This is a genomic window from Vibrio sp. AH4, from assembly GCF_030710545.1.
Classification (GTDB): Bacteria; Pseudomonadota; Gammaproteobacteria; order Enterobacterales; family Vibrionaceae; genus Vibrio; species Vibrio metoecus.
The window spans coordinates 913,392-927,952 of record NZ_JALAIV010000003.1 but is presented as its reverse complement, the minus strand read 5'-3'; the positions used below and the strand labels follow the sequence as shown (position 1 = coordinate 927,952).

At 46.6% G+C, this 14,561-nt stretch carries 13 protein-coding genes; 7 read left to right on the top strand and 6 right to left on the bottom strand.

Annotation, left to right across the window (positions count from 1 at the left end; genetic code table 11):
- Window positions 1-16 precede the first annotated feature (16 nt).
- Together MKA69_RS17510 and MKA69_RS17505 are read left to right on the top strand one after the other, a co-directional pair.
- Window positions 17-433 carry an ectoine synthase gene (locus MKA69_RS17510; RefSeq protein ID WP_305848572.1) on the top strand — a complete coding sequence of 139 codons (417 nt, stop codon included), beginning with the start codon at window positions 17-19 and terminating at the stop codon, window positions 431-433.
- Complete coding sequence (locus MKA69_RS17505; protein ID WP_305848571.1) at window positions 433-1,854, top strand: aspartate kinase; 1,422 nt, start codon at window positions 433-435, stop codon at window positions 1,852-1,854. The genes MKA69_RS17510 and MKA69_RS17505 overlap by 1 nt, the downstream gene beginning before the upstream one ends.
- A gap of 63 nt (window positions 1,855-1,917) precedes the next feature.
- Here the strand turns inward: MKA69_RS17505 and MKA69_RS17500 are convergent, their stop codons facing one another.
- The 4 genes from MKA69_RS17500 to MKA69_RS17485 all read right to left on the bottom strand — a co-directional run bounded on the left by MKA69_RS17500 (window position 1,918) and on the right by MKA69_RS17485 (window position 5,543).
- On the bottom strand, window positions 1,918-3,264 hold the full coding sequence (locus MKA69_RS17500) for a magnesium transporter (RefSeq protein WP_055031515.1): 1,347 nt from the start codon (window positions 3,262-3,264) through the stop codon (window positions 1,918-1,920).
- Window positions 3,265-3,266: 2 nt separating this feature from the next.
- On the bottom strand, window positions 3,267-3,827 hold the full coding sequence (locus tag MKA69_RS17495) for a mechanosensitive ion channel domain-containing protein (protein WP_000385041.1): 561 nt from the start codon (window positions 3,825-3,827) through the stop codon (window positions 3,267-3,269).
- Between the two features lie 142 nt (window positions 3,828-3,969).
- Window positions 3,970-5,193: an HlyD family secretion protein gene (locus MKA69_RS17490; protein WP_305848570.1), complete on the bottom strand. Its 1,224-nt coding sequence runs from the start codon at window positions 5,191-5,193 to the stop codon at window positions 3,970-3,972.
- Complete coding sequence (locus tag MKA69_RS17485) at window positions 5,190-5,543, bottom strand: MFS transporter permease (RefSeq protein WP_055028056.1); 354 nt, start codon at window positions 5,541-5,543, stop codon at window positions 5,190-5,192. The genes MKA69_RS17490 and MKA69_RS17485 overlap by 4 nt, the downstream gene beginning before the upstream one ends.
- Window positions 5,544-5,674: 131 nt before the next feature.
- Between MKA69_RS17485 and MKA69_RS17480 the strand changes: the two genes are divergently transcribed.
- The 3 genes from MKA69_RS17480 to speB all read left to right on the top strand — a co-directional run bounded on the left by MKA69_RS17480 (window position 5,675) and on the right by speB (window position 9,726).
- On the top strand, window positions 5,675-6,667 hold the full coding sequence (locus MKA69_RS17480) for an AraC family transcriptional regulator (protein WP_000273796.1): 993 nt from the start codon (window positions 5,675-5,677) through the stop codon (window positions 6,665-6,667).
- Window positions 6,668-6,885: 218 nt separating this feature from the next.
- Complete coding sequence (gene speA, locus MKA69_RS17475) at window positions 6,886-8,796, top strand: arginine decarboxylase (RefSeq protein ID WP_032468685.1); 1,911 nt, start codon at window positions 6,886-6,888, stop codon at window positions 8,794-8,796.
- Complete coding sequence (gene speB, locus MKA69_RS17470; protein ID WP_000998709.1) at window positions 8,797-9,726, top strand: agmatinase; 930 nt, start codon at window positions 8,797-8,799, stop codon at window positions 9,724-9,726.
- A gap of 198 nt (window positions 9,727-9,924) precedes the next feature.
- Here speB and MKA69_RS17465 read toward each other — a convergent pair whose 3' ends face one another.
- Window positions 9,925-11,373, bottom strand: coding sequence for an OprD family outer membrane porin (locus tag MKA69_RS17465; protein WP_305848569.1), 1,449 nt, complete (start codon window positions 11,371-11,373; stop codon window positions 9,925-9,927).
- A gap of 459 nt (window positions 11,374-11,832) precedes the next feature.
- Entirely contained in the window at window positions 11,833-12,669 is an 837-nt protein-coding gene (gene kduI / locus MKA69_RS17460) for a 5-dehydro-4-deoxy-D-glucuronate isomerase (RefSeq protein ID WP_001167140.1), read from the bottom strand.
- 305 nt (window positions 12,670-12,974) lie between these two features.
- Between kduI and MKA69_RS17455 the strand changes: the two genes are divergently transcribed.
- Window positions 12,975-13,904 carry a sugar kinase gene (locus tag MKA69_RS17455; protein WP_095469052.1) on the top strand — a complete coding sequence of 310 codons (930 nt, stop codon included), beginning with the start codon at window positions 12,975-12,977 and terminating at the stop codon, window positions 13,902-13,904.
- Between the two features lie 22 nt (window positions 13,905-13,926).
- Window positions 13,927-14,559 (top strand): bifunctional 4-hydroxy-2-oxoglutarate aldolase/2-dehydro-3-deoxy-phosphogluconate aldolase, encoded by a 633-nt coding sequence (locus tag MKA69_RS17450; protein WP_095469053.1) that lies wholly within the window; start codon window positions 13,927-13,929, stop codon window positions 14,557-14,559.
- The last annotated feature ends 2 nt before the right edge of the window (window positions 14,560-14,561 follow it).

Here is a 14,561-nt window from a genome sequence, read left to right as displayed (position 1 = left end):
AAAACAAGGAGAAAACATGATTGTGAGAACGCTAGAAAAGTGCCGCCAAAGTGAGCGTCGAGTGGTAGCAGAAAATTGGGAAAGTGTGCGCATGTTATTGAAAGATGACCAAATGGGTTTCTCTTTTCATATCACGACCATTTACGCCAACACCCAAACGCATATTCATTACCGTAACCACCTCGAATCGGTGTACTGCATGTCGGGCGAAGGTGAAATTGAGCTCGTGGGGGGCAAAACCTACCCGATCCAGCCGGGGACGTTGTACATCCTCGACCAGCATGATGAACATTATCTGCGGGCTTTTTCAACCGATATGGTGATGGCTTGTGTATTTAATCCACCACTGACGGGACTCGAAATTCATGATGCGCAAGGTGTCTATCCGCGGGATGAGAGCGCAATACTGTCACAACACCTTAAGGAGAAATGATGCCTTACACGGTAGAGAAAATCGGTGGTACGTCAATGAGTGCCTTTGATGCGGTCTTGGAGAATATTTTCCTCAGACCTGAACAGCCGTATGGGCGTGTGTTTGTGGTATCCGCCTACTCGGGGGTTACCGATGCGTTATTGGAATGCAAACGCACAGGCGCACCGGGGATTTACCAAAAAATTGCCAAGCATGATGAAAGTTGGCGTGACGCCGTTTATGCACTTGAGCAGCGCATGTTATTGATCAACGAAAACTTGTTTGCCGATGCGATGACGCGTTTGCGTGCCGATAAATTTATTCGCGCCCGTTTAGCGGAAGCCATCGCGTGTATTCAGAATATTTTGCAAACTTGCCAATATGGGCAGTTTTCGCTGCGCCATTACTTACCGCAAATCCGAGAGTTTCTTGCCTCGCTCGGTGAATCGCACAGTGCTTATAACACTGCACTTAAGCTCAACACACTGGGCGTTAACGCCCGATTTGTGGATTTGTCGGGTTGGAATGAAGCAACGCAAGGCAATCTTGATCAGGTGATTGAGGAGGCATTTCGCGAGATTGATGTGAAGAGTGAACTGCCGATTGTAACGGGCTATGCCTCTTGCCAAGAAGGGTTGATGCGCACCTATGATCGCGGTTACAGCGAGATGACGTTCAGCCGAATTGCTGTAGTGACGGGAGCAGAGCAAGCGATCATTCACAAAGAGTATCACTTGAGCTCGGCCGATCCGCGTTTGGTCGGGGCAGAAAAAGTGCGTCCCATCGGTTTAACCAATTTTGATGTGGCGGATCAGTTGGCGAATTTGGGAATGGAAGCGATCCATCCCAATGCGGCGGCAGGGTTAAGACAAAGCAATATTGATTTGCGGATCAAGAATACTTTTGAGCCAGAGCATTTTGGAACATTAATTACAGTGTCACATAATCCACAACAAGACCGAGTTGAGATCATCGCTGGGCGAGATAAAGTATTTGCGCTGCACTTGTTTGACCAAAGCATGGTTGGGATGATCGATAAAGTGAGTCATGAGCTGATTGAGTGGATACGCGATGCGAAAGTGCAGTTGATTGGTAAAGAGATGAATGCCAACTCGGTAACGTATTATTTGAGCGGCAGTAGTGAACCGCTCAATCACATTCGCTACCAAGCGGAGAAGCGTTATCCGCAAGCGAAAGTCTCTGGCCGTATGGTGGCACTGATTTCAGCGATTGGCGCGCATATGGAGACCAATAAAGTGCTGGCTCAAGGGCTACAAGCATTACTGGAACATCAGTTGCAACCGATGGCGGCACACTCTTCGATGCGCAATGTGAATGTGCAGTTTGTGGTGGATGATGCGGATTATGCAAACGGCGTGTGTGTACTCCATCAGGCATTAATGCCTTTTACTCAACCATCGAAAACGAGAAAAGTGGCTTAGTGAAATGAATTAAGGGTAGCGAAGGCAGAACGTTTTCTGCCTTCGCTATGGGCAATCAAGAAGCTACAACATCACCAAACTGGCGGTACCGAGGAAGGCAAAAAAGCCTACCACATCAGTTACGGTCGTCAGGATCACTGAACCGGCTAGGGCGGGGTCGAGCTTGAACTTATCTAAAATGATGGGGATGAGTACACCAAATAACGCAGCGGTAATAATGTTGACGACGATCGCCAGTGCAATGGTGGCTCCGATAACGGGTTGTTGGAACCAAAGTGCCGCCATACCACCGATAATCAGCGCCCAGACGAGACCATTGATCGAACCAATTCCCAGCTCATTCTTGAGCAAAGCAAAGCGGTTACCCACGGTGATCTGATTGAGCGCCATCGCGCGCACCATCAAAGTTAAGGTTTGGCTACCCGCGATGCCGCCCATGGACGCGACAATTGGCATGAGTACAGCTAAGGCTACAACTTGCGAGATGACATCTTCAAACAGGCCAATGGTTATCGAGGCGAGAATGGCGGTGAGCAGATTAATGCCTAGCCACAACCCACGTTTTTTCGAGCTTTTGAGCACGGGAGCAAACAAGTCATCGCCTTCATCCATACCCGTACCCGCCATCAAACGTGCTTCGTACATTTCGCGTTGCACGCTAAGTGCAAAGTGCCAGTCTATCTCGCCGATCAAAGTATCATCGTCACTCAGCACGGGAACCATCGGCAATGTCGTGTGCTCAAGCGCATCCACCGCGTCAGACAAGGTTTGCTGAGCATTCAGTGTGACGACATCTTCTTTATGTAGATTTTTGAGTTGAGTGGTTTCTTCTGCTTGGAGTAGGTCACTAAAACTAACTAAGCCACGGAATTTTTTGGCTTTGTTGATCAGATAAATGTACTGAGGTGAGTCGTAGTGGTATTTATCCAACAGCACTTTAGCCCGGCGGACACTGATACTAAAAGGTAAGGTATAGACTTTTCGATCCGCCCAGTGGCCGATTTCATCATCGGCAAACTCGTTGGCTTGGTCATACAACTCCAGTTCATCACGGTTGATGAGGCTTAACGCTTCACTGATGATCTCATCGGGGAGAGAATCCTCCCACTCGATCAGCGATAAGTTGTCGAGTTTGGCGAGTGTGAGTTTGAGTTCAATTTCCGACAGCGCTTTGATAACCGAGATACGTACTTCGGCGCGCATTTCGGTCAGCACATCAATGTGCATCTCCAGTGGCAAACTTCGCCATAAACGTACCCGTTGTTCAACGGGAAACGCTTCTAGAATCAAGGCGATAGAGCCTTCATCTAAGCCATTTTCCACCATTTCACCGAGCAGATGGGTTTGCTCGGCTTCTTCTGCGGTGGCAATTTGTTCAATTTGCTGAGATAAGTCTTGGTATTCGCTCAAATTTATAATCCCTTAGGTAGCTGTTTTTTCTCTGGCTTCTTGGCCGCTTTCTCGGGTGCCTTCTTTAAGACAATCACAGGGCGAACAATAAATAAGTTATTGGGGTAGAGGACTCGGTTGCCATCAAGGGTCTCTAGCTCGACATTAAGTAGTGCCATATCGATGATTTTCCCTTCGATAAAATTAGCCCCATCAACAACTCGAACCCAACTGCCAATTCGGCAATGGTTCTGCACAAACAAAATCAGGAATGCAGTCACGTTACTCAATAGTGACCAGCCGGCAAATAAACCCACCCCAAGCAAAGCAAAAAGAGAAGATCCGACCACGAGCAAACCGCGTAACTCCACGCCCCACAAAATTAAGGTGGTAAACAGCATCACCAGAAACAGTAAAGTGCGGATCAACCAGCGAGCACGTTTCAGGCGGTGAATATCCACTCTGCCGGTAATCATGCTTTCAAAAAGACGTAGAGTCAGTCGTGAAATCGGGGGGTAGAAAAGGATGATAGTCGCGGTGATCAACCATTTATAGTTTGTTTGTAGTAAGGCTAAGTAATCCATTTCGCTTCTCACGTCAGGGGAGAAATTACCATAACGGAATTGTATGTAATTACAATGTATAGCCAAGCGAAAAAAGGCTATTCAGGGACGAAGTGGTGAATTTGCCACCTCTTCAATTGAGGTGGCAAATTAATTGAGGGTTTTAGATAGAGTAGAAGAAGTACAGTTGTGATTTCATGCGCAGGATAATGCCGCGAATGACATCGAGAAAGGCGAGGAATGAAATGGGCTTCTCACCGCTGACCCAAGCTAATCCGACAGAACCGACGGGAACGTCGTAACCTACAGGTTCTTCAATTTTTAAGCGCACAAAATGGTGCTTGTTGCGTAAGTTTTGTACGGTGGTTGCGGTAACGTTTTGATCAAAACCCAGTAAGTTGCTTTGGGCTTCGCCCGTGGCTTCGACAATGCCTTCTACTGTAGCGGAAAACACTTTGCCAGGATAAACCGAAGACGCAAATTCGGCTAATTGCCCAGCCTTGATATTACGAATGGCTTGATGATTAACGCGCATTAATACGTATTTCTCATTCGTATACATTTGCAGGCGTGGCATCATAGCGATGCGTTGTCCTTCACGCAAAATGAAGTTGGTAACAAAGCCATCGGCAGGGGCGTAAACTTTTGTACTGTTTAAATCCCATCGAGCTTTGGCCACGGTTTCGCGAGCATTGCCTAAGTCGTTTTCACTCTGAGTGATGGTCAGTTGCGCCTGTGTAATCGCTAATTTTGCTTTATCGGCATCAACCTGTTTCTTCGCCAGTTGTGATTCGATGGTGGTCAGGTTTTGGTTCGCCACTTGTACTGTGGTGCTTTGTTTATCCATGTCCGCTTGGGTGATGGTGTTTTTCACCACGCGGTTTTGTTCGCGATAACGCTCTAGCATCTTCTTTTGTAGCAAGTAGTCTTCACGGGCAGAAGCCAATTGGCTGTGCGAAACCGTGATGTCTTTGAGCATGGATTGATAACTGGCTTTCGCGATTTCAACATCGCCGTTCGCACTTTCTAAAGCCACTTTGGCTGCACTTTCGGCAATCAGGGCTTGGTTAAACGCAATTTGGTAAGGCGTTGCATCAATCTCATAGATCAACTGTCCCTTTTGAATAGTTTGGTTGGGATCGACATAAATTTTACTGACTTTACCAGTCACATTGGGTGAATCTGGGCGCAGTTGGATATGGGGTGATTGCACCACTGAGCCGCCAGAAATATCCATTGGCGTATAGTTTATGAGACCGACCCACACAAACATTAGCCAGCTAATGCCTCCTATGTAGGCAAAACTCTGGGTAACTTTGTTCCACGGCATTCCGACTAAACGCAATAGGTAGATAAAGAGTGCCCAAACGGCTAAGCCTTCGATCATGCTGAATGTTCCTCTGAGGGTGTTTCCTGTGTGGTTTTGGTGTGCTTCTGTTCTAAGCTGCCGTGCCGCCACGTTTCTCGTAGATGCAAGATGGCTTTATCCATATCCACAAAAGCAAGAATAACGGCGACAACCCAAACCCAATGCCAAAGAAAACCGATCCACGTTAAGGCGGTGATCAAGCCGATTTGATGATGGTCTTTACTGTGGGCTTTGTTAATCGGGATCTCATGCAGCTTCCAAAACCCATACACGCCAGCGACAACTGAGGCGACAAGAATAAAACCCGCAACAATATGTAGGGCAGTGTCACTACCCGTGTCGACAAAAGGAACGCTAAAAAGACTCATACCATGCTCCATAATCAAGGGAGCCGCATTGTGCATATTGCTCATCAGAGTCTTGCAAGAGTAACCAAACACATCAAAATACATTAGTATTTGAAATAATCTGTATTTGATCGGCTAAGGTGTGTAGTGACATGTATTTTTTACGAGCGATCGGTTTTTCTCATCTTCATTTTAAGATCAAACAGTTATACCAATTGCCGGAAGGGTGTAGTGGCTTACCTGAATCTGTGTTCTATCAGCCGATGACCTTGATCCCTGCTAATGAGGTCAACATTTGGTATCAGAGCATGGAAGAATCCACAAAAGATCCCGACTTTTTGCTCAAGGCGACTCAAGAAAAGAGGCTGGATATGGCATTGCCTGCTCACCGGTGGTTTTTCTCTGGCGCGGATCTAGCCTCGACAGTTCGGCGTATTAATTACGGGTTCAGTAGCGTGCAATCTGGGTGCTCGATGGTTGGGGCGCAAGTCGGTCCCATTTTGAAGTGGATATACCGCAATCCGCAGATTCAAACCGAAGTTAAAGTGCATGATGGGATTCGCATGGCGACGTTTATGTTGCAGGTTTTGCGAGAATATTTGGGCGAAAACTTTGCGCCCATGCGTGTGCATTTGCCCGGCAAAAGAGATAACCGCAGTTTGTACCGTGATTATTTTGGCTGTGAGGTGGAATGGAACCAACCACGAGTGGAGATTTGGTTTCATGCTAGTCATCGCTTAGCGACTCAAATGCAGCATCGACCTAAAGCGAAATCGTTAGCGATGAGTTATCAAGAACTGGATGATTTTCTCAATATGCCCGATCCGACCGATGAGCTTAAAGTGCTGTATGAAACCATCAACTATGCTTGCCATTACGGCTATCCAAGCCTTGAACGGGTATCTGCTCTGCTCGGTCTTTCTACGCAACAGTGCCAACGTCGTTTGCATGTGTTAGGCATGAGCTATTCGATCGTACTGGGCTATGTATTAAGCAATATCGCGGTGAATTTACTCAGTCGTAAAGTACCAATTGAAAACGTCGCGCATCGATTGGGTTATCAGCATGTTGCCAGTTTTAATCGCATGTTTAAAAAACAGCGCGGTGTAACGCCGAGCCAATATTGCCAACGCTTTGAAGTGTGACTTTGTTCAGTGGCATCAAGTGCGCGCCAGAAAAAATGAATGAAATGAAGGCATTTATGCAAGTTTATGTGTGATAACTAACAGTTGTCATAACGATAAATTATTATCATTAGACACACCCTAGCTTTTCACCGATAAAGCGCGTGACATCTAGGGTGTCAGGTGTGATTTCAACCGATGAAATCATTGTAATCCTCTCTGTTTTTGTGAGATACGATGTGGAACAACCATCCAAATTAGACCGCGTTCGCGCTGACTACAATGTGCATTACTGGAGCCAAGGTTTTTTTGGCATTGACGATCAAGGCGAAGTGTATGTATCGCCGAGAAAAGACAAAGCCCATCAAACGCAATTAAGCTCAATTGTTAAACAGCTCGAAGCGCGTGATTTAAATTTGCCTGTGCTTGTACGCTTCCCGCAGATCCTGCATCAACGCGTGCACAACATTTGTGACGCTTTCAATCAGGCGATTGAAGAGTACGACTACCCGAATAAATACCTGCTGGTTTATCCCATCAAAGTGAACCAACAAAGAGAGGTAGTAGATGAAATTCTGGCCAGTCAGGCCGAATTAGAACACAAACAACTCGGCTTGGAAGCGGGCAGTAAGCCTGAACTTCTGGCGGTGTTGGCGATGGCTCAGCAAGCCAGTTCAGTGATTGTATGTAATGGTTACAAAGACAGAGAGTACATTCGTCTGGCACTGATCGGTGAAAAACTGGGTCACAAAGTTTTCATCGTTCTGGAAAAACTGTCAGAGCTGGATCTGGTCCTGAAAGAAGCGAAAAGCCTTGGCGTGAAACCACGTCTGGGTCTGCGTATTCGTCTTGCCTCTCAGGGTGCAGGCAAATGGCAATCGAGCGGCGGTGAAAAATCGAAGTTCGGCCTAGCTGCATCACAAGTGCTCACCGTGATTAACCGCTTGAAAGCGGAAGATCAACTGGAAGCGCTGCAGTTGGTGCATTTCCACCTAGGTTCACAAATGGCGAACATTCGTGATGTGCGTAATGGTGTGAACGAAGCGGTGCGTTTCTACTGTGAACTGCGTGAGCTGGGTGCGCACATCGATTTCTTCGACGTGGGTGGCGGCTTGGCTGTCGACTACGATGGTACTCGTAGCCAATCATCCAACTCGATGAACTACGGTCTGCACGAATATGCGCGTAACATTGTGAGCACAGTCAGCGATGTATGTAACCTATACGGTCAGCCGCGTCCGGTGATCATTTCTGAATCCGGTCGTTCGATCACGGCGCATCACGCGGTGTTGATCACCAACGTCATCGGTACAGAAGCGTATTCACCAGAAGATATTCCTGCACCAGATGCAGAATCGCCAATGCTGATTAAAAACATGTGGCGTGGATTTGAAGAAGTGCAGCATGGTACCGATGATCGCGCACTGATTGAAATTTACAACGACACGCAAAGCGATCTTTCTGAAGCACACAGCCAGTTTGCAACCGGGGTACTGAACCTTGAGCACCGTGCATGGGCAGAGCAGTTGTCACTGCGTATTTACCATGAACTGCGTCAGAAGATGAGCAACAAAAACCGCTTCCATCGTCCAATTTTGGATGAGCTGCAAGAGCGTTTGGCGGACAAGTTCTTCGTGAACTTCTCACTGTTCCAGTCACTGCCAGATGCTTGGGGTATCGATCAAGTGTTCCCAGTGCTGCCGCTTTCTGGTTTGGAAGAGATGAACGATCGCCGCGCAGTGATGCTCGACATCACTTGTGACTCAGACGGTGCGGTTGAACAATACGTTGAAGGACAAGGCATTGAAAGCACACTGCCTGTGCCAGCGTGGACAAGTGACAAGCCATACCTAATGGGCTTTTTCCTTGTCGGTGCATACCAAGAAATCTTGGGTGATATGCACAACCTGTTTGGTGATACGCACAGCGTAGTGGTAAACATTAACGATAATGGTGATTCTGAAATTGCCTTTATCAATGAAGGTGACACGGTTGAAGATATGATGCGCTACGTTCACATCGACGTAGATAAAATTCGCACCAACTATCGTCAACTCGTTTCTCAACGTGTTGCCAAAGAAGAACAAGAAACCGTATTGGCGGAACTTGAATTAGGCCTGAGCGGCTATACTTACTTAGAGGATTTCTAAATGAATGATTTGTTTACTAAAACTGATTATTCACTCTACTCAAACGCGATGACGTTTGTCCGTCGTCCTTATGTGCGTAACCCAGTAGATACTAACGCTGATGTCGTGGTACTTGGCGTGCCTTTGGATATGGCGACGTCTGGTCGCCCGGGTGCACGTATGGGGCCTGACGCGATTCGTCGCGCTTCAGTGAACCTCGCTTGGGAAGGTAAGAAATTCCCATGGGATTTCAACCTGTTCAAAAAGATCAACGTGATTGATGCAGGTGACTTGGTTTTTGATTGCGGTGATGCTGAAGATTTCACGTACCGCCTAGAAGCCGCGACCAGCGAAATTCTGAAAAGTGGCAAAACGATGCTGGCACTGGGTGGTGATCACTTCATCACTCTGCCAATCTTGCGTGCTTACGCTAAGCACTACGGTGAAATGGCGCTGATCCACTTTGATGCACACACCGACACTTACGCGAACGGCAGTGCGTATGACCACGGCACCATGTTCTACCATGCGCCAAAAGAAGGTCTGATCTCGGCTAAGCACTCGGTGCAAGTGGGTATTCGTACGGAATACAAACAAGAAGGCCACGGCTTCAACGTGATTAACGCGATGCAAGCCAACGATATGTCTGTCGAAGAGATTGTGGCGCAAATTCGCCACATCGTCGGTGACAAACCAGTTTACCTGACGTTCGACATTGACTGTCTGGATCCCGCTTTCGCACCGGGTACGGGTACACCAGTCTGTGGCGGCTTGAGCTCAGACAAGATCCTGAAAATCATTCGCGCGCTGAAAGGCATCAACCTGATCGGTATGGATGTGGTAGAAGTCTCTCCTCCTTACGACCAAAGCGACCTGACTTCACTGGCGGGTGCGACGATCGCTCTGGAACTGCTCTACGTTTGGGCATCCAACAAGAAAGACGAAGAGTAATCTGAGTTAAGCAATCTAAAGGCCTGAGAGATCAGGCCTTTTTCTTTTGTTTGTTGAGCGGTTTGGTGAATACGATGTTTTTAAAGGCATCATGGATTACATCGTCTCAACGCCAAACTTGAAAATTATGACTCGGGCAGAATAAAAAAGCCTAATGGGAATCCATTAGGCCACAGAAATAACTGAAATAACGAGGGATTATTTCAGCGTTACACTGTAAGAGATTAACACTTTCAAATCGTTACGATCGTTCTTGTGTACGATGTCATCGCCGCGGAACAAGCTACGGAAAGTTTGAATATTCAGACCTTCCAAACCGCCATCAAGGAATTTGTAACCGACGTTCCAATCTACCGAATACATGCTGCCATCGTAGATAGCTTTCTGTGCATCAGAGCGAACATGAGTTGCGTAGTTACCGCCCATTCCCGCTGATAGCCCTGGTACTCCAAAGCTTGTGAAGTTGTAGTTCACACCTAATTTTACTGCGCGAGTACCATCGGTGTTGTAATCGTCTAAGCCGGAAAGCGTCTGTTGGAAACTGCGGTTATCTGAGTTCGCCCATGGTGTGAGTCGGAAGTTGTAGTTGAGCTCTTCACCTTGAGTATCGGTTGCCGAAACCCCTGCAATCCAAGTGAAGTTACCTTGTTTGATGTTTGCGCCAAAGCCGATATAGCTCTGAACTTTTGCATCTTTCACTCCGGTTAACTCGGTTTCTTCTGCAATCGAACCGTGGTAGAAGCCAGTCAAATCGACTTTTGCACTACCTAGCTCAAAACCATATTTCGCCAGTGCTTGCCAGTTTGTACGGTATTCTTTACCGATACCGTAACCCACATCGAATGATCCACCATCAAAATTGTAAACAGCACCCACAGTCTGAATGTAGTCAATGACATAACCTTGAGTCGGCGAAAGAGGGTTTTGTTGTTGGTGCCAAACTGTGGTCATGGGTAGGAAGTCTTTGCGCCAGTCATTCTTGAACTCATCAGCGAAAGCATAGCCGACTACCCAGTTACCAAAGTGCGCTTTAGCTTCAATACCACGGTAAGCGTGTGGGTTCAAACCCCAGCTCGAACGGATGGTTCCGAAGTTAATCGGGGTGTAACCACCACGTAGGGCTAAGCCCGCAGCGTCATCACCAAATTTTGCTTTCAGCGCAACTACCGAGAGGGCTGCATAAGATTTTTCACAAGCGACGCGAGTTGTTTTGCCTGTCGCTGGGTCATAAGTTTGGCTAGAAGGGTCGTTAGCACACTCATGATCAAAGTACAGGATCTCAGACATTCCGGTGGTGTCGCCGATTTTCTGGTTGATGTTAGCCCAGATGTCGAGACCCACGGTATCTTTGAAGTAACCAGACTTGTAATCCCATGCTAATTGCAGAGTTTGGTTTTCAATATTGGGTTTGAAACTCTCGCCTTCTTTTCTCTCTTCGCGATCACGGAAGTAAAGGAATGAGTGCAGTTTAGAGCTAGAGCTGTCGTAAAACGCTTGTTTGGCTTCAGTCGCAAGATCAACCGCAGCTGCACTTTGGTTACGAATATCGTTTGGATCCAGTGTTTCTGCAAAGGCAGATGCAGCAAACAGAGCCGTTAAAACGGAGGTACAAACGAGGGTTTTAGAGCCTACATTTTTCATTTTCATACGCTTTCCATTTCTTAAAATTATTGATTTTTTGGTGAACTGATTCACCAGTGCAATAATATAGATCTTTTTATTCATTAAAATAGAAATGGCGTTTTAATTATTTAAAGTAAGATCAAAATCAAAACTGTAGATAAAAATCTAAAATAATAAAACAAAAATCACAGATTGAGACGGAGAGGTATTTACACCTGATTAAAGTGGGGCTAAGTGGCATGAAGTAAAGAAATAACGGTTGAAAGATGATTGATTTTTAAATAAAAAACGCCCATGAAGGGCGATTTGAGTTAAGAACAGCTATGCATTATCTTTGTGTGATCCAATGAGCTCATCATCCAAGTTATCGGGTAACTTAGAGACTCATTGAATCCAATCGATGTGTTTCCATGTTATCCATGGAACGATCTCATCACTTTTCCTAATCGCTTAGGTTGGCCAAAAAGTGAGGAAATCGCTTGGTTATAGCAAGTCTTGCATTGCGATATGATCCATATCGGTGAAGACTTGGTTTTCACCCACCATACCCCAGATAAAGGTGTAAGCCTGAGTCCCCACTCCTGAATGGATAGACCAGCTTGGTGAAATCACCGCCTGCTCGTTACGTACAACGAGGTGGCGCGTTTCTTTCGGTTCGCCCATCAAATGGAACACGGCTGCGTCATCTTGCATGCCAAAGTAGAAGTAGACTTCCATACGGCGCTCATGAGTATGGCAAGGCATGGTATTCCACAGTGAACCTGGCTCTAGTTGAGTGAGCCCCATCAGCAATTGGCATGTTGGCAACACATCTGGAACGATGTACTTGTAAATGGTTCGTTTGTTACTGGTTGCGGCATCCCCCAAGGTTACTGGTGATGCTTCTTGCAAGGTGATCTTTTTGTTTGGATAAGCTTGATGAGCTGGCGCACTGTTGTAGTAAAACTTCGCGGGATCCGCAGGGTTTACACTAGCGAACGCGATCTCTTTAGCCCCCATACCCACATACAAGGCTTCTTTGGCCGCAACTTGGTAAGTCTCACCATCAACCGTCACCACGCCATCGCCGCCGATGTTAATCAACCCTAATTCGCGGCGTTGCAAGAAGTAATCAACGCCGAACGTTTTGCCTAGGTCTGCCGCAAAACTCAGCGTTTGGTTTAGGGGCTTGATCCCACCAAACACAATGCGGTCGATATGGCTGTAAGTCATGGTGTATTGGTCATCGACAAAGATCGACTCAACCAAAAACTGGCTGCGTAGATTTTCAGTGTCGAGGGTTTTCGCATGTTGGCTATGGATTGCTTGGCGTATTTGCATTACTCAATTCTCTTTCAATAAGTATGTCACCTTGTCTCCCAGTGACATGAATCAACTGTATGGCGGTGTATTTTGGTAATGGTGTTGCTCTTTTTTACCTTCTGCACAGCCACCCGCATTCAACTTGTACGCACTTTACCATTCTTACTTTAAATGAAAATTTTTGAAATGACGTTTTATTAACTTGCTCACAGAAAAGAAAACAACACAAAACTTAAATTGAAATGTCGTTTTAAAAATAAATCTCGTGTGATTAAATACTCTGCATAGCTTGAAATGTAGATTGCAGTGTTAGGTGCGTCACTATGAAAAAGAAAATTGCTGTGCTGGGCGAATGTATGCTGGAGATCCAGAAAACTCAGTCGGGACTACGACAGGGTTTTGGTGGCGATACGTTGAATACGGCTGTCTACCTTGCTCGTTTAGCTCGCGCTGCCAATGTCGATCTATCGGTCAGCTATTTTACCGCATTGGGTAAAGACCATCTTAGCGATGACATGATCAATAGCTGGCAACAAGAAGGCGTGGATACTACTTATGTGGCTCGTTATGCAGATAAATTACCCGGTTTGTATCTGATTGAAAATCGAGAAGATGGTGAGCGTGATTTTCATTACTGGCGACAAGATGCTGCCGCTCGTTACTGGATTGCACGGGAAGATAATGACCACTTGTACAGCATTCTGTCTGACTACGATCTTATCTATCTCTCGGGAATTACCTTAGCCATTCAAGATAGAACCTCACTAACCAAGCTACTGAATTTAATTAAAAAGCTAAAAGAATCGGGATGTGTAGTGGCGTTTGATACCAACTACCGAGAGCGTTTATGGCCAACGCCAGCACAAGCTCAGGAATGTTATGAACAGATGTTGGCACTGACTCATATGGCATTACTGACTCTAGACGATGAGCAAAAGCTGTATCAAGAAAAAACGCAAAATGACACCTTAACGCGCTTACAAGCCTTTGGTTTGGCTCAACTGGTACTCAAATCCGGCAGTGATGGCTGCATGGTTGTGACACAAGGCAAAGAGCAGTGGGTACCGACAAAGGTGATTCACGATGTGGTTGATACCACAGCGGCGGGGGACTCGTTTAACGCGGCATACCTCTATCAGTGGTTGTCTAGCTATGACGCAATTCAAGCGGCTTTAGCTGGGCATACATTGGCGGGGCAGGTGATACGCCATTACGGAGCCATCATCGCGCAAGAGGCAATGCCAGCACTGTGAATAGTCATGCTAGGAGAGAAAAATGAGTGAAAACCAATTAGAGAAACAGTTAAGTGCGATGAAAATCGTTCCGGTGATTGCGATTAAGCGTTCAGAAGATGCGGTGCAATTAGCGAAAACCTTAGTGGAAAACGACCTGCCTTGTGCCGAAGTGACATTCAGAACGGAAGCCGCAGCAGAGGCGATTCGCTTAATGCGTCAGGCTTATCCCGAGATGTTGATTGGGGCGGGCACCGTGCTTAGAACCGATCAAGTGGATGCCGCGATTGAAGCGGGAGTCGATTTTATCGTCAGCCCCGGTTTTAACCCAACCATAGTCAAATATTGCCAACAACGTGATGTCACCATAGTTCCCGGCGTCAATAACCCGAGCCTTGTTGAGCAAGCAATGGAAATGGGCTTGAAGACACTGAAGTTTTTCCCTGCGAGTGCATCGGGCGGTACTGAAATGCTCAAAGCGTTGAACGCGGTTTACCCGGTGAAATTCATGCCAACAGGCGGAATTTCAGCCGCCAATATTCAAGATTATTTAGCCATTAGCAGCGTGCTGGCTTGTGGCGGTACATGGATGGTTCCGGGTCAATTGATTGATGAACAGAACTGGCCTGAGATCGGCAATCTGGTTCGCAAAGCGGTAGATGCACTGACGGTTTGAAA